Here is a 21,657-nt window from a genome sequence, read left to right on the forward strand (position 1 = left end):
GTAACTTAGGTATAGTAGATAACGTAAAACCGTCGCCTTCAAGAGTCATAAATCAAGATGAACAAATTTAATTTAGCTATTCCATCTAAATATCTTGCCCCATTATCAGGTATCCAGCGCGTTTTTGAAGTTGGATTCATTTTTTCTACCTTTATCGCTTGTTATGCAATGGTCGCATTAGTGACTTTTGATCCTGCAGACCCCTCGTGGTCCCAAACTAGCTGGGAAGGGCCTGTAAAGAATGCCGCTGGCTCACTCGGTGCGTGGATGGGCGATGTTTTATTCTTCACTTTTGGTATTTACGCTTATGTAATACCACTCGCATTTGTCTCATTGGCTTGGTTTATCTTTTGGCGTCCGAGACAACTTGATGAAATAGACTTTTTTACTGTTGGTTTACGTATGATTGGCGCATTATTGCTGTTAATCGGTGTTTGTGGACTGGCATCTGTTAATTTTGATGATCTTTATTACTTTTCATCAGGTGGTTTAATTGGAGATGTTGTTGAACAAGCGATCAGTGAGTTATTTGGTATATTGGGTTCAACACTTATTTTACTGAGCTTTGTTGCGATTGGTTTTACGCTGTTAACAGGGATATCCTGGTTAACAATTGTTGATATGCTTGGTGCGAGCGTGATTAATGCCTGCCAATTTGTTGTCGATAAAGTGAAAGAGTTCAGTAATCGACCTGTGAAAACGGAAGTAAATGAAGACGCGTTGGTATCTGAGGATGAATATCAAGCTTCTGTACCGAAAACACGTACTCCCTCTGTAAATGCTCAGGTTGAAAGCGAAAAAGTGATACCTGAACAAGCGGATAAACCACTGACCGATGAATATAATGATGGAGTTAATATATCATTCACAGCCGTTGATGAGCTTACACCATGCCAAGAACCGTCAAACTCAGCATTCGATGTTGCTGAGTTTGAGCATATACAGGACGATTATCCTGCTGATAATGATATTCAAACTGACAATAATGGTGTTATCGAATCTAACAGCTTACATACGCAAAGCTTTAATAACCAGAGCGCTGAAGAATCTATTGTCGTAGAGCAAGGCACTGACCTACAACGGGACGAACCAGTACTGGCTCCTGTTTTCCATATTAATAATAACGGCACTGATAATGCTTTTGAAATTGTTGGAGACCAAGTCGTATCAACGAGCCCACTGCAATTTAAAGAAAAGCCATTAACCTTACTGCCGGGTTTAGAGTTATTAGATAAGCCAAACAAGAAAACCAATCCGATATCTCAAGCGGAACTGGACCATGTTGCGCGCTTAGTCGAAGAGAAATTACTCGAATTTAATATTAAAGCACAAGTTGTCGATGTACACCCTGGGCCCGTTATTACGCGTTTTGAGCTAAATTTAGCACCGGGTATTAAAGTCAGTAAGATCTCGGCATTATCGAAAGATTTAGCCCGCTCATTATCTGCAATGAGTGTACGTATTGTCGAAGTTATTCCGGGTAAATCGGTTATTGGTCTTGAATTGCCGAACAAGTATAGAGAAACCGTATTTCTTTCTGATGTGATGTCGAGCCCATCATTTACGGAAGCTAAATCAAAAACCTCAATGGTATTGGGGCATGATATTGCCGGTGATGCTGTGGTAGTTGATCTGGCTAAAATGCCACATCTATTGGTTGCGGGTACCACGGGCTCGGGTAAATCGGTTGGTGTTAACGTGATGATCATGAGTTTACTTTATAAGGCCTCGCCAGAAGAAGTACGTATGATCATGATCGATCCAAAAATGTTGGAACTTTCTGTGTATGAAGGTATCCCACATTTATTAACTGAAGTTGTTACCGACATGAAAGATGCGGCTAACTCATTGCGCTGGTGTGTGGGTGAGATGGAACGTCGTTATAAATTATTATCAGCCGTAGGCGTTCGTAACCTCGCTGGTTTTAATAGTAAAATACAACAAGCTATTGATGCTGGTCAGCCAATACTCGACCCATTATGGAAGCCGGGCGATAGTATGGACGAGACCGCTCCAGCGTTGATTAAACTGCCTGCGATTGTGGTTATCGTGGATGAATTTGCCGATATGATGATGATTGTCGGTAAAAAAGTTGAAGAGTTAATCGCACGTATTGCCCAAAAAGCGCGTGCTGCGGGTATCCATTTAATCTTAGCAACCCAGCGTCCTTCTGTTGATGTGATCACAGGACTAATTAAAGCGAATATTCCAACGCGTATTGCATTCCAAGTATCAAGTAAGATTGACTCGCGTACCATTCTTGATCAAGCTGGTGCTGAGACACTATTAGGTATGGGTGATATGTTGTATCAGCCAGCCGGTACCAGTGTACCAACTCGTGTTCATGGTGCATTTGTTGACGACCATGAAGTGCATCGTGTTGTTGCGGATTGGAAATTACGTGGCGAACCGAATTATATCGATGAAATTTTAAATGGTGAAGCGACGGCTGATACCTTACTACCCGGTGAAGTCGCTGAAGGTTCATCCGATGTTGATGAGTTATTTGACCAAGCGGTATACCATGTAACAGAAACACGCCGGGGTTCAGTATCGGGCGTACAACGTAAATTTAAAATCGGTTATAACCGTGCCGCACGTATCGTCGAAGAGATGGAAGTGCAGGGCATTGTGAGTTCACCTGGACATAACGGTAATCGAGAAGTATTGGCGCCACCGCCTCCGAAGGATTAATTTATGAAACAGAAAATATCACTAAAAAAAATCGTAGCAACTGCAGTACTCATGACTGCATCAATGCTAACGCACGCACAAAGTGTTAAAGAAGAGCTACAAGGTCAACTTGCTCAATTAAAACCATTCAGTGCTGACTTTACACAAACCGTTACGTCTGCTGAGGGGGATAACTTATCGACAGCGCAAGGCTCTATGCAATTGCAGCGCCCGAATCAGTTTCGTTGGGAGACTGTGTCACCTGATGAGCAATTGATCGTATCGAACGGTGAAAGTTTGTGGTTTTACAATCCGTTTGTTGAACAAGTTAGTATCTACTCACTTAAAGATGCGATTGCAAATACACCCTTTATGTTAATTGCAGGCTCAGAGCAAGCTGCATGGGGAAATTATCGCGTTACTAAAAAGGCGGGTGTTTATACTGTTATCACGCCTAATGATCCTGCTGCGGCTGTATTTACTTTACAATTTAAGCAAGGTGAAATGTCACAATTCTCGGTACAAGAGCAACAAGGTCAACATAGCCAGTTTGCGTTAACAAATCATAAGACAATGAATAAGATGGATCCTGCGTTGTTTAACTTTATTATCCCGGAAGATACAGATATAGATGATCAACGCTAATGAATAATACGATGTCACTTGATTTTAGTCCTGATTTCCAACCTTTAGCAGCCAGAATGCGACCAGAAAAAATGTCGCAATATATTGGTCAAACCCATATTCTTGGTGAGGGTAAGCCTTTACATCGTGCACTGCTGGCTGGTCATGCTCATTCGATGATTTTATGGGGGCCACCTGGAACAGGTAAAACCACGATCGCAGAGATGATTGCCCATTACTGTGATGCGAGAGTCGAGCGGGTACATGCCGTTACATCGGGTATTAAAGATATTCGTTTAGCGATAGAAAAAGCCAAAGATAATGCCATCCAAGGCTATCGCACTATTTTATTTGTGGATGAAGTTCATCGCTTTAATAAAAGCCAGCAAGATGCATTTTTACCACATATCGAAGATGGCACGATTATCTTTATCGGTGCAACGACCGAAAACCCGTCATTTGAATTAAACAACGCATTATTATCACGTGCGCGTGTGTATGTACTGAAAAAATTAACCGTTGACGAGATCCAACAAGTTGTTGATCAAGCGCTGACTGATACGCGAGGTCTTGCTAATGTTAAATTTAACTTTGCGCCAGGTGTAAAAGAAAAGCTCTGTGAGTTAGCTGATGGCGATGCCAGAAAGAGCCTTAATTATCTCGAGCTATTAAATGATATGGCTGAAGACGAAGGGCAAGGTAAGTTTATCACCCTTGAAAGGCTGATGTCTGTCGTCGGTCGTAAAGTGAATGGCTTTGATAACAAAGGTGAGCTTTATTACGATCTGATGTCTGCCCTGCATAAGTCAATTCGTGGTTCATCTCCCGATGCCGCTTTATATTGGTTTGCACGTATGCTGGCTGGTGGTTGTGATCCATTGCATATAGCACGACGTCTGCTTGCTATTGCGTCAGAAGATATCGGTAATGCGGATCCAAGGGCGATGCAAGTTGCTGTATCGGCATGGGATTGTTTTAGCCGTGTTGGCGCTTATGAAGGTGAAAGAGCGATTGCCCAAGCGATCGTGTATCTCGCATCCGCGGCCAAAAGTAACTCGGTTTATACTGCATTCTCACAAGCGAAAATGTTAGTACAAGAACAACCTGATTTTGATGTACCTATGCACTTACGTAATGCACCAACCAAGCTAATGTCCGATCTTGGTTATGGTGATGACTATCGTTATGCTCATGATGAAGTAGGCGCGTATGCACCGGGTGAATGTTATATGCCAGAAGCATTGCAAGGTACTAAGTTATACCATCCTGTTGATCGCGGCGTTGAAAAGCAAATCAAGCAAAAACTTGATTACTTGCATCAGCTCGATATCAATAGTCCAAGACAACGTTATAAATAAACACGGTACTATTAATTAATGAACAGAGAACTATCAATGAATAAAGCAGGGCACTATCAATGAATAATTTAGCATTATACGGTTTTGTTGCACTGGGCGGTGCAACAGGTGCGGTATTACGGACTGTTATTGCCCAGACTGCAACGGCGGTACTAGGCAAGGGTTTTCCTTTCGGTACACTAATTGTAAATATTTTAGGTTCGTTATTGATGGGCGTATTGTTCGCCCTACTTGATGACAACATCATTGCAGAAACACCTTGGCGCCAACTTATAGGTTTAGGTTTCTTAGGTGCGTTGACGACATTTTCGACATTTTCGATGGATTCTTTGTTGTTATTACAGCAAGGTGAGTGGTTAAAAGCAGGGCTAAATGTATCTTTAAACGTATTCGTGTGTATTTTTGTTGCATATTTAGGTATGCGCTTAGTATTTCGAGCATAAAGACCCGTATTTTAAGTATAAATACCGTGATGAAAGAGTAAATACACGTTAAAATAATACGTGTTAATAATACCAACAGATATTTTGGGCCCAGAGCAAGGAAATCGCACTCTGGTCGAAATAAAACAAGCAGAGTAGGTAAAGAATGTTAGATCCTAAATTTCTTCGAGCAGACTTAGAAGAAGCTAAACAGCGTTTAGCGAGCCGTGGTTTTGAACTAGACGTTGATACAATCAAATCATTAGAAGAACAGCGTAAAGCATTACAGATCCGTACAGAGCAACTACAGAATGATCGTAACGTACGTTCTAAATCCATTGGTAAAGCAAAAGCAAGTGGTGAAGATATTCAACCACTATTAGCTGAAGTGGGCAAATTAGGCGAAGAACTTGATGCGGCTAAAGCTGAACTGGCTGAGTTACTCACTAAAATTGAAGATATTGCACTATCGCTACCAAACCTGCCACATCCATCTGCGCCACTAGGTAAAGATGAAGATGACAATGTGGAGTTAAAGCGTTGGGGTCAACCAAAAGAATTTGATTTTGAAATTAAAGATCATGTTGATGTAGGCGAAGCGCTTAACGGTCTTGATTTTAAAAATGCAGTTAAAATTACCGGTTCACGTTTCATTGTTATGCGTGGCCAAATTGCACGTATGCACCGTGCTATCGCGCAATTTATGCTTGATACACACACAGAAGAACACGGTTATACAGAATTATATGTACCTTACCTTGTTAACGCTGATTCGCTATACGGCACTGGTCAATTACCTAAATTCGGTGAAGACCTATTCCACACAAAACCTGCAACAGAAGAAGGTCAAGGTCTAAGCCTGATCCCAACTGCTGAAGTACCTGTGACGAATACTGCACGTGATACTATTACTGACGAAGCTGATCTACCTGTACGTTTGACTGCTCATACACCTTGTTTCCGTAGTGAAGCGGGTTCTTATGGTCGTGATACACGTGGCCTGATTCGTCAGCATCAGTTTGATAAAGTTGAGATGGTGCAATTAGCACACCCTGAAAAATCATACGAAGCACTTGAAGAGATGCGTCAGCACGCTGAAAACATCTTAATCAAGCTTAACTTGCCATACCGTGTAGTGACATTGTGTACGGGTGATATGGGCTTTGGCGCAGCGAAAACATATGACCTAGAAGTATGGGTTCCTGCACAGAAAACGTACCGTGAAATTTCTTCAATTTCTAACTGTGAAGATTTTCAAGCTCGTCGTCTACAAGCGCGTACGCGTCTTAAAGATAATAAAAAGCCAGTACTACTACACACACTAAACGGTTCAGGTTTAGCGGTAGGTCGTACACTTGTTGCGATTCTAGAGAACTATCAGCTTGCTGATGGCCGTGTTGAAGTACCTGAAGTATTACAAGGCTACATGGGCGGCCTAACGCACATGGGTTAATCTGACTGCTCTAATAAAGAGTCAGTTAAATAAAAGCCCCGCTGAGTTATACGAATAACTCAGCGGGGCTTTTTGGTTTCTGGTTTAACAAAATCCCTTCATTAATTATTCAATATAATGGGGCTCGTGTTAACAGGAACGCTAATTAGAGCGTCGATTAAAGGCATTTCGCTGGTTTAGGCAATCCCGCTATTTTGGTTGCTTGTTTCGCAGGGCCTTTAGGAAACAGCTTATATAAATAGATGCTATTACCTTTATCTGCCCCCAGTTTCTTCGCCATTGCTTTTACTAATGCGCGGATAGCAGGTGAGGTATTGTATTCAAGGTAAAAATTACGCACGAAATGAACAACTTCCCAATGAGCTGGGCTAAGGCTGATACCTTCTTGCTCAGCAATAATTGGTGCAAGTGCTTCACTCCAATCGCTAGAGTTAAGTAAATAACCCAGTTTGTCGGTTGCGATTTCTTGTTCATTGATAATTAACATAGGCATAAACTAATCGTAGAGGGAAAACAAAAAAGCCTCGTCAAACGAGGCTTTTCACTATGTATAAATATAACTTAACTTCTTATGCCGCAGTATAACTTAAATCAATTCTGCATGAGTAGCATTTAAATTAACGTGACTTAACTAATAAGGCGTTATATTTACTTTATTAACTAACAACGAGATTAGTCGTCGCTACTCATAATACCTAAGATTTGTAATAAGCTAACAAAGATATTATATAGTGAAACAAAGATAGTGACAGTCGCTGAGATGTAGCTTGTTTCACCACCGTGAATGATAGAACTTGTTTGCATCAAGATAGCTCCAGATGAAAACAGAATAAACATAGCACTGATTGCTAGACTAAGCGCTGGAATTTGTAAAAATATGTTACCAATCATAGCTACTATAAGTACGACAAAACCTGCCATCATCATGCCACTAAGAAAAGACATATCCTTTTTGGTTGTTAGCACATATGCAGACAGAGCAAAGAAAGTAAATGCAGTACCAGCAAGTGCTAATACGACAACATCACCCATACCCGCGCCTAAGTACATGTTAATTAATGGGCCAACGGTATAACCTAAGAAACCTGTGAATAAGAATACAAATAAAATACCCATTGAGTTGTTGCGGTTTTTTTCTGTTAGGTACATTAATCCGTACACACCAACTAGGGTAATTATGATACCTGGAGAAGGTAAGTTTAATGTAACCACTGCGCTAGCAACTAACGCTGAAAACGCTAGTGTCATCGCTAATAGCATATAGGTGTTTTTAAGCACCTTATTCGTCGCGAGTACGCTTGTCTGCGACTGAGTCTGAATCGTACGTTGTTGCATGGTGTCTTTTCCTTAATTATTAACACAGCTAGTTAGATTGTCAGTATACCCTAAAGTTCCGACATAATATGACAATATAGTTAATTTATAGCCAAATAAGCTAAAAACAAGCCTTTCTGCTTAAAAATGTGATTAAATTTTAAAAACACTTTATCTTTAGGTCAAACGCTGTATTATACGCTCCATTGCTGCGGAGGGGTGGCAGAGTGGCCGAATGCACTGGTCTTGAAAACCAGCAGGGGTTAATAGCTCCTCGAGAGTTCAAATCTCTCCTCCTCCGCCATCTATATAGAGAAAGGCGCTATCTGAAAAGGTAGCGCCTTTTTTGCATTTTAGCATCCTCTCATTTATCTCATTCATCTCATTTTGGCTGTGAGTATCCTCACGAGCTTGGTATTAGTCGAACTTATTGCTTTACTCGCATATTGTTCCGTTTTACTAGCACAACGTATATCTATTCATATCCACTCGCATCCTCTCTTTGTTGAATTACAGTGCGAAGCGAGTGAAAAGTAAACGGTTAGCTCGTTGAACGTGTTTTTTTAGCTTCTAGATATTTACAACGCTCAATCATATCTCTATTATACGCCTCATTGCTGCGGAGGGGTGGCAGAGTGGCCGAATGCACTGGTCTTGAAAACCAGCAGGGGTTAATAGCTCCTCGAGAGTTCAAATCTCTCCTCCTCCGCCATCTATATAGAGAAAGGCGCTATCTGAAAAGGTAGCGCCTTTTTTGCATCTTAAGCCTTATTTTTCTTTCCTCACGCCACTGCTTCTTTGCCATCTTAGCGATTACTCTTCAGCGTAGTTTATCATTCCCGTTATTTTGTTGATAAATATATCGAATCTGATGTTTTTTAAACACTTGCTTTAGACTGTCGCTAGAAAGTTGATCGAGTTGGTTTTATTTTGTGCGAAGTTTGAAGGTTTGGTCTTTTTACTTTACAACTGGACGCTGTATCTCTATTATACGCTCCATTGCTGCGGAGGGGTGGCAGAGTGGCCGAATGCACTGGTCTTGAAAACCAGCAGGGGTTAATAGCTCCTCGAGAGTTCAAATCTCTCCTCCTCCGCCATCTATATAGAGAAGCCGGTACTTATTTATTTAAGTACCGGCTTTTTGCTATCTGGTATTATTTAATCTCTCTAATTTATTCATCTAGTCAGTTTTATTCAGTTTCTTCAAGTAATGCGGCACGTTGTGCATTCCATCGTTTTCGTTGTTCGTAGTAATAATCCCAAACACAAGGGCAGCAAGCGCCGCCACCACAACAATCGTCATCTGCGGGTGGGTAGGGTTTTTCTATTAACTGTGGTTGCGGTTTTTCCATTGATTTATCCTTTTCGCTAGCGTTAGGCAAAATGTAACATATTTTGAATGGCATTGATCAAATCAGTGGTGGTTAATTAATAAGCTGTATTATCAATAATAAAAACGTATAAGGCCTTTATATATCTATATAAAGGCCTTGTATATAGCTTTATATTTCACATTTTTTTAGTAACTATATTTATTTTGCTAACTGAACCGCATTTTAGCTTTAAAGTAATATAGTTATTAAATTATTGATATATAATGGCATATTATTATTTGGCATAAATATATTATCTTCTATGGTTAACTTAAGCGTAAAAATAACAACCTATTTTTGGCCATCTAATGTATTATGTTCTTTAGAAATTATGTGTATGCGGAGATATTCTTTTGATTAATGTATTCCTTGTCGATGATCACGAATTAGTCCGTACCGGGATTCGCCGAATTCTTGAAGATGTACGTGGTATTAAAGTCGTGGGTGAAGTTTCATGCGGAGAGGATGCCGTTCAGTTTTGTCGAGAAAATCAGCCAGATGTGATCTTGATGGATATGAACATGCCAGGTATTGGCGGATTAGAAGCGACTCGCAAAATTTTACGGAACAATGCTGATATTAAAATTATCGTATTAACGATACACACGGAAGAACCATTTCCAAGCAAAGTAATGCAAGCAGGCGGTGCAGGCTATTTAACTAAAAGTGCAGCACCTGACGAAGTGTTAAGTGCAATTCGTAAAGTACATAGTGGGCAGCGTTATATTGCGCCTGAAATTGCACAACAGATGGCATTAAGTCAATTTTCGTCTGCAGATGAAAACCCTTTCCAAACTCTGTCAGAGCGTGAATTACAAATCATGATGATGATCACGAAAGGGCAGAGAGTGGTCGATATTGCCGAACAATTACACCTTAACTCTAAGACGGTTAATGCTTATCGCTATCGCCTATTCAGTAAGCTTAATATTAATGGTGACGTAGAACTGACTCACCTTGCGATCAGACACGGTATCTTAGATGCAGATACACTATAATTAAGCATGACCTTACTTAATTTCAATTGAGAAAGATGCCTTCGGGCGTCTTTTATTTTATGCCTTCAAAAGAACAATTCAATTATCAAGATTTCTTGAAAACCGTTTCACACCAACCCGGTGTTTACCGTATGTATGACCATAAAGATGTGGTTATTTATGTCGGTAAAGCGAAAGATCTACATAAACGCCTAAGCAGTTACTTTCGAAAAACCGTCGATCGTGAAAAAACGCGTGTATTAGTCACCCATATAACGGGTATTGATGTAACAGTTACGCATTCTGAAACCGAAGCGTTAGTGCTTGAGCATACTTATATTAAACGCTATCAGCCACGTTATAATGTTTCATTGCGTGATGATAAGTCTTACCCTTATATTTTGATAACCGATCATAAACATCCGCAATTAACGTCTATTCGTAATAAGAATAAGCGTAAAGGCCAATATTTTGGTCCCTATCCAAGTGGTAGTGCTGTACGAGAAAGTTTGCATTTAATGCAAAAGCTATTTCCTGTGCGTCAGTGTGAAGATAGCTATTATCAAAATCGTTCACGTCCGTGTTTACAATTCCAACTTAAGCGGTGTTTAGGTCCTTGTGTGAAAATGGATAATCCAGAGGAATATCAACAACAGGTTGATCTTGCTGCGCTATTTTTGAAGGGTAAAAATATTGACGTGATTAATGAATTAGTGATTAAGATGGAGAAAGCCAGCCAACTGTTAGCATTTGAAGAGGCTGCACGCTATCGCGATCAGATACAAGCATTAAGAACGATTCAAGAGCAGCAGTATGTGACATCTGATTTAGGTGAGATGGACGTTATCGGATTTGCCTTTAAAAATGGTATAGCCTGTGTACATTTGTTATTCGTACGCTCGGGTAAGGTGTTTGGTAGTCGTAGTTATTTTCCTAAAGTGCCTGCAAATACAGAAATGAGTGAAGTGATTCAGGCGTTTTTATTACAGTACTACCTGAATAAAGAGACTGAACAGGCGATCCCTAAGGAAATATTGTTAACGGAATTTGCTGAAGATAATGACTTGATTGAATCAAGTTTAAGTCAACTTGCGGGTCGTAAAATAAAGCTAACTAGCCCTAAGCGAGGAGACAAGTCTAAGTTTTTAAGGTTGGCGCTTACTAACGCTGAAACGGCATTAACAACGAAGCTAGCAACGAAAAGCACGGTACTTAATCGTTTTAAAGAATTAGAAAAAGTATTAAAATTTGATAGTAAAATCCAACGTATGGAATGTTTTGACATTAGTCATACTGGCGGCGAACAGACGGTTGCTTCATGTGTTGTATTTAATCGAGATGGACCCAATAAAGCAGATTATCGACACTTTAATATCACTGGGATCACGGGCGGGGATGATTATGCCGCGATGGCGCAAGTATTGGATCGCCGCTTTAAGAAGGTTACAGAAATAGACAAAATACCTGATATTCTATTTATCGATGGTGGTAAAGGGCAAATGACACAGGCGGAGCGAGTGCTAACTCAATACGCTGATAATTTTACTGTTAAACGGCCCAAAATCATTGGTATTGCTAAAGGTGTGACACGTAAAGCAGGTTTGGAGACGCTAATCTTGTCGGGTGCGTTGGATAATGTACCTGATATAGAATTCTACTTACCAAGTGATTCAGCAGCTTTACATCTTGTTCAACATATTCGTGATGAATCTCATCGTTTTGCGATTACTGGCCATCGCGCTCGTCGTAATAAAATTAAACGTAGCAGCTCTTTAGAAAATATTGCTGGTGTTGGACCGAAGCGCCGCCAAGTATTACTTAAATTTATGGGGGGATTACAGCAGTTACGTAGTGCGAGTAGGGAAGAAATAGCAAAAGTACCAGGTATAAGTATTGATTTAGCAGAAAAAATTTATGATTCATTGCATCAATAAGCAAGATATAGGACTATAGGGATGTTTCAATTTCAAAAGCATGAGAATAATGAAAAACATACCAAATATTTTAACTTTGTTTCGCGTGATTTTAATTCCTTTTTTTGTTCTCGCGTTTTATTTACCAATTGAAAATTCGTTTTATATTGCTGCATGGATCTTTTTTGTAGCAGGTGCAACTGACTACCTTGATGGTTATTTAGCTCGACGTTGGAATGTATCAAGTAAACTGGGTGCTTTCCTTGATCCTGTCGCAGATAAAATAATGGTTATCACTGCATTGGTGATGGTTGCAGGTGATCACGACCGTATCGCGGCGAGTGTCGGCGAACACAGTGCATTGTGGATCATGATCCCAACACTTATCATGATTGGCCGAGAGTTGGCTATTTCTGGCTTACGTGAATGGATGGCTGACTTGGGCAAACGTGCTAATGTTGCTGTCGGTAATGCAGGTAAATGGAAAACAAGCTTTCAAATGATGGCGTTAGGCGGTTTTGTTTGGCAACAAGGCCCTTGGATGGTTTACCTTGCTTATATCGTGTTTTATGCCGCAATGGTGTTAACGGTTGTTTCTATGGTGCAGTACTTTTCTGCAGCATGGGGTGAGTTAACAAGCGAAGATTAGACGTAACAGCTACGGGTCAGGTAGAATATTTTTTGGTTATCCCGTTATTCCGGTGATATTTAACCCCTTTTAGTTAAAAAACAGACTGTTTAGGTTGAAACGTAATCGTTTTGATCGCGGAAGATAAAAGGGTGTTGACTCTATCTTTTAGGTCTGTAGAATGCGTCAGCACATAGGGTCTACAGCGGTTTATATAAAGCAGCTTAGATGAAATGTTAAAGAAATTGCCCGAGTGGTGAAATCGGTAGACACAAGGGATTTAAAATCCCTCGCTTAATAGGCGTGCCAGTTCAATTCTGGCCTCGGGCACCAATTTCTTTTTGTTAGATATAACATTAAACATATAATTTGGCGGGTTGGCAGAGTGGCTATGCAGCGGATTGCAAATCCGTGGACCTCGATTCGACTTCGGGACCCGCCTCCATGATTTAGCTTGTAAAGAGCAAGTTTATTGGTTCTGCACTGGAACGGATAAACTATAAAAATTCAGTGCCCGAGTGGTGAAATCGGTAGACACAAGGGATTTAAAATCCCTCGCTTAATAGGCGTGCCGGTTCAATTCCGGCCTCGGGCACCAATTAATACTAATACTAGAAATAGTATATCTCGCTAAGATGTAAAACTAGCACCCTGTATTAGCAACGAACGTTGTGATGGCAGGATATGGCGGGTTGGCAGAGTGGCTATGCAGCGGATTGCAAATCCGTGGACCTCGATTCGACTTCGGGACCCGCCTCCATGATTTAAGCTTGAAAGAGCAAGTTTTTTGGTTCTGCACTGGAACGAATAAACTATAAAAAATTCAGTGCCCGAGTGGTGAAATCGGTAGACACAAGGGATTTAAAATCCCTCGCTTAATAGGCGTGCCGGTTCAATTCCGGCCTCGGGCACCAATTAATACTAATACTAGAAATAGTATATCTCGCTAAGATGTAAAATTAGCACTCTGTGTTAACAATTAATTTGTCATCGCAGTATATGGCGGGTTGGCAGAGTGGCTATGCAGCGGATTGCAAATCCGTGGACCTCGATTCGACTTCGGGACCCGCCTCCATGATTTAGCTTGTAAAGAGCAAGTTTATTGGTTCTGCACTGGAACCAATAAATTATCAAAATTCAGTGCCCGAGTGGTGAAATCGGTAGACACAAGGGATTTAAAATCCCTCGCTTAATAGGCGTGCCGGTTCAATTCCGGCCTCGGGCACCAACTTTTATAAAAAAACCAGCTTATAGCTGGTTTTTTTATGTCTAAAATTTACCTTTGTATAAAACTGGTTATTTATTTTTCGGATTATCTGAATTCATCAAAGCCGACTTTATCGGGTAACATCTTATATTGTAAATAGTATCTCTGACAGTCGATTTTACAGCTGTGGTTAAAAGAAAGATGATTGATATTGTTTCTGAACTCTGGTTTATTTCAAGCTTACCGTCTATTACCGTCTATTATCGTTTATATGAAACTATGAAATATTTTATGGTTATTTAGGTTGCCGTTTAGTCAACTTGGGTGGTAAAAGTGAAAGCCAAAAGATATAAAGGTAGTAGCGGTCTTACATTAATAGAATTGGTCGTTGCCGTGATCATATTGGCTGCTTTAGCCGCGGTAGCGTTATCTAGGTTCATGCACGTTCACCGCGATGCTAAGATAGTTGCATTATCTAGTATTGCTGCGCAATTGGAAGAGAAAAGTCAGATTGCGCATCTTAAGGCGCTGGTTGATAATATCCCAGCCGCAGGTGAGTGTACTTTTGGTTGTGATGAGCATGATAATTGGAGTGTCACTAAGGGATATTATTATATTTTCATGGCTGATGGTTCAAAGCTGTTTATCCGCGATAGCTATCCATTTTATCAAGGTGAAGAAGATATTCATTTTAAACCTGCAATGGGTTTAAGTGATAGTCAGTTTGTTTTTGTTGAAGGAGCCACGTTGAAAATTATTCCTAGGAGTTGGAAAAATGAACGTTCTGAGATAACAAATCATAATGTTAAATGTTATGTCGAATATGAAAACGCGGCTGAAACACGTAAGAATATAATAACAGTACACAGTGTTGATTGTTAAATCGTTGTGATTATGAGCATATTGAATTTATTTTCAACCATCTGATATCTATGTAAAGGTTTTCATTGACTCATATTTAGAATACGGTAAAGTAAGCGCATATCCGGTTAGGCAGCAGCTTAACAGTTTATCACTCAGCCCGAGTGGTGAAATCGGTAGACACAAGGGATTTAAAATCCCTCGCTTAATAGGCGTGCCGGTTCAATTCCGGCCTCGGGCACCAAATTTAGAAAAAGGCTTACCTTAACGGTAAGCCTTTTTTGCTTTCTGGCATTTAAAATAATCCTTGTATCTTTAAACTCGAGTGATTATGATATCTAATTATCCTTTACGGTTATTTATCTTCTATGCTACTTCGGTTGATGCGCTATTTTACTCTGTTGTTTGTTATGGTTATGGGCTTTAATGCTCAGGCTGACACAGAATTAGCGATATCATCAAAACCGTTATTAGCGCCAGTCTCTTTACTTGTAAATGCAAATGAAGCGGGTATTGCTTACCAAGATCTCGGTGAATCAGAACAACCTTCTGTATCATTACCAATTCATGCTTATGAATTTGCTTTAACGGAAACCTCTCGTTATACCAGTGCTGGTCGCTTACTGTTAAATAATCCTGAACCGGACTATCAGATAGAGATTGAATTATCTATTCCACCATCGCCGTCTTTTGTGATTGGCTATGCGGTTAATATTAATTTTTATCAACATTGGTTGACTCAGATATCGTGTTCTAAGTCTCGACTATCGGGCTGGAAAGACAGTAATCTTTTATATTCCCACCGTCAGTATCCTGCTGTTATTACATTTGTTTAGACAAAAATGTAAGTATTAAACACACTGCTTTTTTGTTGCCTTTATTATCTGCTTATATTCCCTAAAGAGTTCTATAAATAGCGCCGTATATGGTATTGCAAATAGTGCAAACGTACTGTAAATAGCGTTTTTAATGGTCCTATTGTCAGCGAGTTATAAGCGAGTTAATCACCTATATGCCACCGCTTTAATTTTATAAACGGTACTTATATAACGCACTATTTATATACAGAAAACAGTATATAAATGGTCTTTATGTAAAGCTTGGCATTGATGGACTGCTATCAAATGACAAAAATAACAAATTCAAAAGTTCAACGTAAACGGCTTAACCATTATGCAGGTTGGAAGTATGTGGTTTTAATCTGTACTGTCTTAATTATGCTATTAAGTGCGATCCCTACTATATATGGTGAAGATCCTGCACTGCAAATTAACCATAAACAAGGTCAACAACCCGCTATTCACGTGCTTAAGCAGGCACTAGAAGAAAGTAATATTGCGGTAACACGTATCGATCAAGATATGGATAAAACCACGATAGTGTTAACAGGCTCAAGCTCTCAAACACGTGCTAAGGCGATACTCGAAGCCACATTGCCAGCAGATGATGATATTACTTTAGCACTCGTTTCTGCCGCACCGTTTTGGTTACAGAGTATGGGATTGAAGCCAATCAAATTAGGCTTAGATCTACGTGGTGGTGTGCAGTTCTTGCTAGATGTTGATATGGAACCTGTATTCAATATCAGATCACAGCAATTGGTAGATAGTTTACGTTCTGATTTTCGTGAGGAAGGGTTTCGAGGTGTTCGAATTAGCATTAATCATAATAATAGTTTGCAACTGAACTTGCCCACCGATGAAGCAAAAGTCACATTATTGAAATTAATGCACAACAGTTATCCGCAATGGAAAGTAACTCAGAGTTCGGGGTTATTGGTTGAGGTGAGTATTCCGAAAACTGAAAAGACAGACATCATTAACCTGACAGTGCAGCAAAACTTGCAAACTATGCGCAGTCGTATCGCAGAGTTAGGTATTACTGAAGCGATGGTTCAGCGTCAAGGTGAGCATCGTATCCGTATTGAATTACCCGGTGTGCAAGATCCGGCGACGGCAAAAAATGTAATAGGTGCAACCGCGAGCCTAGCATTCCACGAACTTGAAACCGTGCGCAATGGCAGCATGCTGGTTAACAATAACGATGGTATGCCAATCCGCATTGCGCGTGATGCTATTTTGGGTGGTGAACACATTATTGATGCTCGAGCCAGTGTTGGTGAAATAGGGGCGGCAGAGGTTAATATTACGTTAGATAATGCGGGGGGGAAAAAAATGTCGAGCTTTACCAAGCATAATATTGGTAAGCCGATGGCAACGCTCTACAGCGAGTACAGTCGTAACGCGGATGGTTCCACTAAAAAGACCAACAATATTATTAGTGTTGCTACTATTCAAGCCCAGCTAGGCAGTCAATTTAGAATCACGGGTGCAGGGAATATGGCTGATGCACAAGAGCTTGCATTGTTGCTACGTGCAGGGTCGTTAACTGCACCTGTGACGATTGTTGAAGAAAGAACGATAGGTCCTTCACTGGGGGCCGATAATATTCAAAATGGCTTCTCAGCATTAGCGCTCGGGCTGGGTTTAACCTTGGTATTTATGGCGCTGTGGTATCGCCGTCTAGGCTGGGTTGCGAATATAGCACTCATTGCTAATATTATTATTTTATTTGGCCTATTAGCCCTGATTCCAGGTGCTGTATTAACGCTACCTGGTATTGCAGGGTTAGTACTGACTGTTGGTATGGCCGTCGATACAAATGTACTAGTGTTTGAGCGTATTCGAGATAAATTACGAGAAGGACGTAGTTTTGCACAAGCCATTGACCGTGGTTTTGATAGTGCATTTGCTACGATTGTTGATGCCAATATCACCACCTTAATTATTGCGGTTGTACTGTATTCGATCGGCAGGGGACCCGTGCAAGGATTCGCTTTAACGCTGGGCTTAGGTATTTTAACCAGTATGTTTACAGGCATCTTAGTATCACGTGCATTAATTAATAAATTATGGGGTCGTGATACTCGTCATGACTTGAAGGTATAATAATGATGACTATCAATATAAACAATAGTAACAAAAACAATAGTAATAACTACAGTCAATTACGTTATATCAGCAGTGCGATATCAGTGGTTTTTATGCTTGTTGCGATCGCATTTCTTAGTATTAATGGACTGAATTGGGGGGTAGACTTCACTGGTGGTGTTATTACTGAAGTGCAGATGGATCCAACGATCACAATGAGTGAGATTTCGCCTTTATTACAATCGGCATTGAACCAAAATGTTAATGTTATTGAAGGGGGTGAGATGGGGCGGTGGATCTTACGCTACGCGGAACCAGCGAATGGTATGGGTATTCCGAATATCACAGAGGTACTCGCGCCATTATCAACAAATATTCAAGTACTAAACACCAGTATTGTCGGATCTCAAGTTGGACAAGAGTTAGCGGAACAAGGTGGCCTAGCGATCTTAGTCTCGATGTTGTGTATCATGGCGTATTTAAGTTATCGCTTTGAGTGGCGCCTAGCGTCGGGTGCATTATTTGCCTTGTTGCATGATGTCTTATTTGTACTTGGGGTGTTTGCTGCATTACAACTCGAGTTTAACTTGACGGTATTTGCGGCGATATTGGCGATTATCGGTTATTCATTAAATGATTCTATTATTATTGGGGATCGTATCCGCGAGTTACTTATTCTTAAGCCTAATTTAGCCATTGCTGATGTGAATAATGATGCGATTGGGTCAACTCTATCGCGCACAATGGTGACATCTGGAACAACCTTAATGACGGTCTCGGCATTGTGGTTACTTGGGGGCGAACCTTTGAATGGATTCTCTGTTGCGATGTTCATTGGTTTAATTGTCGGTACATGGTCATCGATTGCTGTTTCGACTACATTACCTGAATTCTGGGGGTTAAATGCCCGACATTATCAGGTCGTTGAGTTGAAAGAGGGGGGTTACGAAGACTAATACATTTATTATTGTAGGTAATTTGAGCGCGTGGGTTTGTTAATTCCGCGCGTTTATCTATGATAAACAGATCAATATGTAGATAATGTGATATAGCACAGACTATTTTTACTCTAACTTCTAATTAACCCCTACCGTTGTTTCATCTTGATTTAGGAATGTGTACTATAGCTATGTCAATAAATTGGCGTTGGTTAGTTTTTGACACTATTTAACAGTAGGTTAACTGTGGTTTATTTATTTAAGTTTGAGTAAAGTTTAGCGTAGGCAGTAATATGGATACTACTAAGTCAGTTTTTGTAATTGATGAAAATATTGAACGGAGACAAAATTTAGAAACGATATTGTCCTTTCTTGGAGAAGGCTGGCAGAGTTATGACTCTCACATCGACATTAGTGCAAAGATCGATCTTGCTGCAAATAGTGTTATCGTTTCTTCAGATAGGTATTCAGAAAAGGAATTATTTGCGTTACTTGATGCTAACCCAATGAATCCATTTTTGACGTTTGGTACAGAGGAAACTGCATCAAAGCAAGGTAATTTAATTGGTCATATCGAGCATCCTTTTTCCTATCACCAGCTGACACTTTTACTTGGACGTTGTCAATCTTATCGCCAATGTGTTACGAGTAAGTTAGGTCAATCAACCTCGGCCTCAAAAGCATTAATTAAACAGTTAATAGGGCGTGGTGATGCGATTCAAAGTGTTCGCCATTTGATTACTCAAGTTGCGACTAAGAGTGCTAATGTTTTAGTTCTCGGTGAGTCAGGAACAGGTAAAGAAGTGATTGCTCGTTCAATTCACGATGCTTCATCACGCAGTAAAGGTCCTTTTGTCCCCGTTAATTGTGGTGCTATTCCGGCTGAATTATTAGAAAGTGAGTTATTCGGTCATGAAAAAGGTGCATTTACCGGTGCGTTTTCAGCGCGTAAAGGTCGTTTTGAACTCGCAAGTGGTGGTACTTTATTTCTTGATGAAATTGGTGATATGCCACAGCCAATGCAAGTGAAATTATTACGTGTTTTACAAGAACGTGTTTTTGAACGCGTGGGTGGCAGTAAAGCAATTAAAGCTGATGTCAGAATTATTGCGGCAACACACCGTAATTTAGAACAAATGATCCTTGATGGCGAATTCCGTGAAGATCTTTATTACCGATTAAATGTATTCCCAATTGAAAGTCCGGCATTACGTGCTCGTCCTGACGATATTCCATTATTGATCCAAGAGTTATTACGCCGACACGAAGCAGAGCATGATGCGACAATCTTGTTTACTCAACGGGCAATGGAATCGTTAATGCAACATTCATGGCCCGGTAATGTTCGTGAATTATCGAATTTGATCGAACGTTTACTGATCATGACGGCTGGTAATATTGTTGATATTGGTGAGTTACCTGCTAAATACCGTTATAACGATGATGGTGAAAGTCAGATCATTAGTTCAGAGTTACCGAGTGAATTAGCTGAGCGCGATGCAATATCTGCAATGTTTAATGATGATATTTTTGCCGATATAGAAGAAGAGTCACAAGAAGATGGTTTCTTCTCGATGCCAAATAGTTTGCCTGAACGCGGCGTTAATCTGAAAGAGATGCTGGCCGAATTCGAAATCGATATGATCAAACAAGCCCTTGATCAACAAGCGCACGTTGTCGCCCGAGCAGCAGATCAACTTGGCATGCGTAGAACGACATTGGTTGAAAAAATGCGTAAGTATGGATTACAGAAAGAAGCCTAAATAAATGTAACCAAGTATAGATTTACTTATCGTTGATAAAATAAACGAGAAAGCTCAACGTGAAATTGGGCTTTTTTCATTTATATACAATAGCTTACACTGCTTAAATTGTTGGCACACTAAATGCATTATTAGGTGCGAGTCAATTTTTTAGCGGAGTGCTACCATGGTACAAGAATCTTATCCCGGCGAATTAGCAGAACTACGAGCACACAAAGATCGTAGTGAAAAGTTAGTAGAAGCATTGCCGTCAGGGTTGGTTATTCTTGATGGCAACGGTATGGTCATTGAAGTCAATAAAGTTGCAGTGCAATTACTTGGCGAGCCATTGATCGATTCACGTTGGATGGATGTCATTCAACGTGCGTTTACACCTAAAGAAGATGACGGACATGAAATTTCATTAAAGAATGGCTGTAAAGTTCAACTTTCGATCACGACACTTGGCACGCAGCCTGGTCAGTTAATAATGTTGACAGACTTAACGTATACACGTCATTTACAAGAGCGTGTCAGTCATATGAAACAGTTGTCGTCATTGGGGCGAATGGTAGCGTCATTAGCACACCAGATCCGCACGCCATTATCAGCGGCATTATTATATGGCTCTAATCTCGCCAACCCGAATCTCCCGCCTGCATCAAAGAAACGTTTTCAAAGTAAACTTATTGAACGGCTTAATGATTTGGAAAACCAAGTTAATGACATGCTGCTATTTGCACGTACCGGCAAAGATTTAGTGGTTGAAGAGATTTCACTGCAGAACTTATTAATTCAAGTGCAAGCGGGCAGCGAAGCTATGATGTTGCAGACTGGTAGCAACATGCAAGTGACACTACCCGAACCCGATTTATTAATTTTAGCTAATCGTAATGCACTTTCTAGTGCGATTGGCAACTTGATACAAAATGCATTACACGCTTGTGGTCAAGGGGCTAACCTCGCTATTTCTGCGGTCCGATCCGGTGATGAAAAAGTCGCAATTGTGGTATCTGATGATGGTCCCGGGATCTCGAAACTCATGCAAGCAAAAATCTTAGAGCCTTTCTTTACCACCAAATTACAGGGCACGGGTCTTGGCCTTGCCGTTGTACAAAGTGTGGTGAAAGCGCACCATGGCAGTTTAGAGTTAAACTCAACTGTCGGTGAAGGAAGTCGTTTTAGTATAATCGTACCGCTACATCGCGTAGCAGAACCTCAACCAATGGTAATAGGTGGATAAT

Annotated in this window: 17 protein-coding genes and 11 tRNA genes; 25 read left to right on the forward strand and 3 right to left on the reverse strand. The window is 40.4% G+C overall.

The annotated features are described in order from the left end of the window. The first annotated feature begins 57 nt into the window (after window positions 1–57). From HWV01_RS05065 to serS, 5 genes are all read left to right on the forward strand, one after another. Window positions 58–2,694, forward strand: coding sequence for a DNA translocase FtsK (locus tag HWV01_RS05065; protein WP_211674387.1), 2,637 nt, complete (start codon window positions 58–60; stop codon window positions 2,692–2,694). A 3-nt stretch (window positions 2,695–2,697) separates the two neighbouring features. Continuing rightward, the gene (gene lolA / locus HWV01_RS05070; protein ID WP_211674388.1) at window positions 2,698–3,318 is read left to right on the forward strand and encodes an outer membrane lipoprotein chaperone LolA; all 621 of its coding nucleotides are present in this window, start codon (window positions 2,698–2,700) and stop codon (window positions 3,316–3,318) included. After that, window positions 3,318–4,655, forward strand: a complete 1,338-nt coding sequence (locus HWV01_RS05075) for a replication-associated recombination protein A (RefSeq protein ID WP_211674389.1) — start codon at window positions 3,318–3,320, stop codon at window positions 4,653–4,655. The genes lolA and HWV01_RS05075 overlap by 1 nt, the downstream gene beginning before the upstream one ends. 59 nt (window positions 4,656–4,714) lie before the next feature. After that, window positions 4,715–5,098: a fluoride efflux transporter CrcB gene (crcB, locus tag HWV01_RS05080; protein ID WP_211674390.1), complete on the forward strand. Its 384-nt coding sequence runs from the start codon at window positions 4,715–4,717 to the stop codon at window positions 5,096–5,098. Window positions 5,099–5,243: 145 nt separating this feature from the next. After that, window positions 5,244–6,530, forward strand: a complete 1,287-nt coding sequence (gene serS, locus HWV01_RS05085) for a serine--tRNA ligase (protein ID WP_211674391.1) — start codon at window positions 5,244–5,246, stop codon at window positions 6,528–6,530. Between the two features lie 157 nt (window positions 6,531–6,687). On the opposite strand, the gene HWV01_RS05090 is transcribed toward serS, so the two are convergent. Next, window positions 6,688–7,017 (reverse strand): TusE/DsrC/DsvC family sulfur relay protein, encoded by a 330-nt coding sequence (locus HWV01_RS05090; protein ID WP_045112642.1) that lies wholly within the window; start codon window positions 7,015–7,017, stop codon window positions 6,688–6,690. 185 nt (window positions 7,018–7,202) lie between these two features. After that, window positions 7,203–7,865: a Bax inhibitor-1 family protein gene (locus tag HWV01_RS05095; protein ID WP_211674392.1), complete on the reverse strand. Its 663-nt coding sequence runs from the start codon at window positions 7,863–7,865 to the stop codon at window positions 7,203–7,205. A 192-nt stretch (window positions 7,866–8,057) separates the two neighbouring features. Here HWV01_RS05095 and HWV01_RS05100 point away from each other — a divergent pair. The 3 genes from HWV01_RS05100 to HWV01_RS05110 all read left to right on the forward strand — a co-directional run bounded on the left by HWV01_RS05100 (window position 8,058) and on the right by HWV01_RS05110 (window position 8,941). Then, a tRNA-Ser gene (locus HWV01_RS05100) sits at window positions 8,058–8,148 on the forward strand. Window positions 8,149–8,465: 317 nt separating this feature from the next. Then, window positions 8,466–8,556: transfer RNA gene (locus tag HWV01_RS05105), tRNA-Ser, on the forward strand. A 294-nt stretch (window positions 8,557–8,850) separates the two neighbouring features. Then, a tRNA-Ser gene (locus tag HWV01_RS05110) sits at window positions 8,851–8,941 on the forward strand. A 93-nt stretch (window positions 8,942–9,034) separates the two neighbouring features. Here the strand turns inward: HWV01_RS05110 and HWV01_RS05115 are convergent. Further along, the gene (locus HWV01_RS05115; protein WP_211674393.1) at window positions 9,035–9,196 is read right to left on the reverse strand and encodes an oxidoreductase-like domain-containing protein; all 162 of its coding nucleotides are present in this window, start codon (window positions 9,194–9,196) and stop codon (window positions 9,035–9,037) included. A 374-nt stretch (window positions 9,197–9,570) separates the two neighbouring features. Here HWV01_RS05115 and uvrY point away from each other — a divergent pair, with 374 nt between their 5' ends. The 17 genes from uvrY to HWV01_RS05200 all read left to right on the forward strand — a co-directional run bounded on the left by uvrY (window position 9,571) and on the right by HWV01_RS05200 (window position 21,656). Continuing rightward, window positions 9,571–10,215, forward strand: coding sequence for a UvrY/SirA/GacA family response regulator transcription factor (gene uvrY, locus HWV01_RS05120; protein ID WP_211674394.1), 645 nt, complete (start codon window positions 9,571–9,573; stop codon window positions 10,213–10,215). Window positions 10,216–10,250: 35 nt separating this feature from the next. Further along, entirely contained in the window at window positions 10,251–12,128 is a 1,878-nt protein-coding gene (uvrC, locus tag HWV01_RS05125) for an excinuclease ABC subunit UvrC (RefSeq protein WP_211674395.1), read from the forward strand. A 49-nt stretch (window positions 12,129–12,177) separates the two neighbouring features. Further along, entirely contained in the window at window positions 12,178–12,756 is a 579-nt protein-coding gene (gene pgsA / locus HWV01_RS05130) for a CDP-diacylglycerol--glycerol-3-phosphate 3-phosphatidyltransferase (RefSeq protein WP_211674396.1), read from the forward strand. A 226-nt stretch (window positions 12,757–12,982) separates the two neighbouring features. Further along, window positions 12,983–13,068 (forward strand) — tRNA-Leu (locus HWV01_RS05135). Between the two features lie 38 nt (window positions 13,069–13,106). Continuing rightward, window positions 13,107–13,180, forward strand: a tRNA-Cys gene (locus HWV01_RS05140). A 67-nt stretch (window positions 13,181–13,247) separates the two neighbouring features. Then, a tRNA-Leu gene (locus tag HWV01_RS05145) sits at window positions 13,248–13,333 on the forward strand. A gap of 88 nt (window positions 13,334–13,421) precedes the next feature. Next, a tRNA-Cys gene (locus HWV01_RS05150) sits at window positions 13,422–13,495 on the forward strand. A 68-nt stretch (window positions 13,496–13,563) separates the two neighbouring features. Further along, window positions 13,564–13,649 (forward strand) — tRNA-Leu (locus HWV01_RS05155). 87 nt (window positions 13,650–13,736) lie between these two features. Then, window positions 13,737–13,810 (forward strand) — tRNA-Cys (locus HWV01_RS05160). 67 nt (window positions 13,811–13,877) lie between these two features. Continuing rightward, window positions 13,878–13,963 (forward strand) — tRNA-Leu (locus HWV01_RS05165). 312 nt (window positions 13,964–14,275) lie between these two features. Further along, window positions 14,276–14,824 carry a prepilin-type N-terminal cleavage/methylation domain-containing protein gene (locus HWV01_RS05170; protein WP_211674397.1) on the forward strand — a complete coding sequence of 183 codons (549 nt, stop codon included), beginning with the start codon at window positions 14,276–14,278 and terminating at the stop codon, window positions 14,822–14,824. A gap of 137 nt (window positions 14,825–14,961) precedes the next feature. Continuing rightward, window positions 14,962–15,047 (forward strand) — tRNA-Leu (locus HWV01_RS05175). A gap of 139 nt (window positions 15,048–15,186) precedes the next feature. Beyond that, the gene (locus tag HWV01_RS05180) at window positions 15,187–15,639 is read left to right on the forward strand and encodes a hypothetical protein (RefSeq protein WP_211674398.1); all 453 of its coding nucleotides are present in this window, start codon (window positions 15,187–15,189) and stop codon (window positions 15,637–15,639) included. Between the two features lie 273 nt (window positions 15,640–15,912). Beyond that, window positions 15,913–17,751, forward strand: coding sequence for a protein translocase subunit SecD (gene secD / locus HWV01_RS05185; RefSeq protein WP_211674399.1), 1,839 nt, complete (start codon window positions 15,913–15,915; stop codon window positions 17,749–17,751). 2 nt (window positions 17,752–17,753) lie between these two features. Continuing rightward, entirely contained in the window at window positions 17,754–18,689 is a 936-nt protein-coding gene (gene secF / locus HWV01_RS05190) for a protein translocase subunit SecF (protein ID WP_211674400.1), read from the forward strand. Window positions 18,690–18,964: 275 nt separating this feature from the next. After that, window positions 18,965–20,434, forward strand: coding sequence for a sigma-54 dependent transcriptional regulator (locus HWV01_RS05195; protein WP_211674401.1), 1,470 nt, complete (start codon window positions 18,965–18,967; stop codon window positions 20,432–20,434). Between the two features lie 166 nt (window positions 20,435–20,600). Further along, window positions 20,601–21,656 carry a PAS domain-containing sensor histidine kinase gene (locus tag HWV01_RS05200; protein WP_211674402.1) on the forward strand — a complete coding sequence of 352 codons (1,056 nt, stop codon included), beginning with the start codon at window positions 20,601–20,603 and terminating at the stop codon, window positions 21,654–21,656. Window position 21,657: the final 1 nt, after the last annotated feature.

The organism is Moritella sp. 5, assembly GCF_018219455.1.
In the GTDB taxonomy this organism is placed as follows: domain Bacteria; phylum Pseudomonadota; class Gammaproteobacteria; order Enterobacterales; family Moritellaceae; genus Moritella.

Bases quoted from the DNA above. Each gene is read 5' to 3' on its own strand.
- uvrC (WP_211674395.1), top strand. From the start codon at position 10,251: ATGCCTTCGGGCGTCTTTTATTTTATGCCTTCAAAAGAACAATTCAAT.
- serS (WP_211674391.1), top strand. From the start codon at position 5,244: ATGTTAGATCCTAAATTTCTTCGAGCAGACTTAGAAGAAGCTAAACAG.
- HWV01_RS05200 (WP_211674402.1), top strand. From the start codon at position 20,601: ATGGTACAAGAATCTTATCCCGGCGAATTAGCAGAACTACGAGCACAC.
- pgsA (WP_211674396.1), top strand. From the start codon at position 12,178: ATGAAAAACATACCAAATATTTTAACTTTGTTTCGCGTGATTTTAATT.
- HWV01_RS05090 (WP_045112642.1), bottom strand. From the start codon at position 7,017: ATGTTAATTATCAATGAACAAGAAATCGCAACCGACAAACTGGGTTAT.
- HWV01_RS05180 (WP_211674398.1), top strand. From the start codon at position 15,187: ATGCGCTATTTTACTCTGTTGTTTGTTATGGTTATGGGCTTTAATGCT.
- secD (WP_211674399.1), top strand. From the start codon at position 15,913: ATGGACTGCTATCAAATGACAAAAATAACAAATTCAAAAGTTCAACGT.
- HWV01_RS05065 (WP_211674387.1), top strand. From the start codon at position 58: ATGAACAAATTTAATTTAGCTATTCCATCTAAATATCTTGCCCCATTA.
- HWV01_RS05195 (WP_211674401.1), top strand. From the start codon at position 18,965: ATGGATACTACTAAGTCAGTTTTTGTAATTGATGAAAATATTGAACGG.
- crcB (WP_211674390.1), top strand. From the start codon at position 4,715: ATGAATAATTTAGCATTATACGGTTTTGTTGCACTGGGCGGTGCAACA.
- lolA (WP_211674388.1), top strand. From the start codon at position 2,698: ATGAAACAGAAAATATCACTAAAAAAAATCGTAGCAACTGCAGTACTC.
- secF (WP_211674400.1), top strand. From the start codon at position 17,754: ATGATGACTATCAATATAAACAATAGTAACAAAAACAATAGTAATAAC.
- HWV01_RS05075 (WP_211674389.1), top strand. From the start codon at position 3,318: ATGAATAATACGATGTCACTTGATTTTAGTCCTGATTTCCAACCTTTA.
- HWV01_RS05115 (WP_211674393.1), bottom strand. From the start codon at position 9,196: ATGGAAAAACCGCAACCACAGTTAATAGAAAAACCCTACCCACCCGCA.
- HWV01_RS05095 (WP_211674392.1), bottom strand. From the start codon at position 7,865: ATGCAACAACGTACGATTCAGACTCAGTCGCAGACAAGCGTACTCGCG.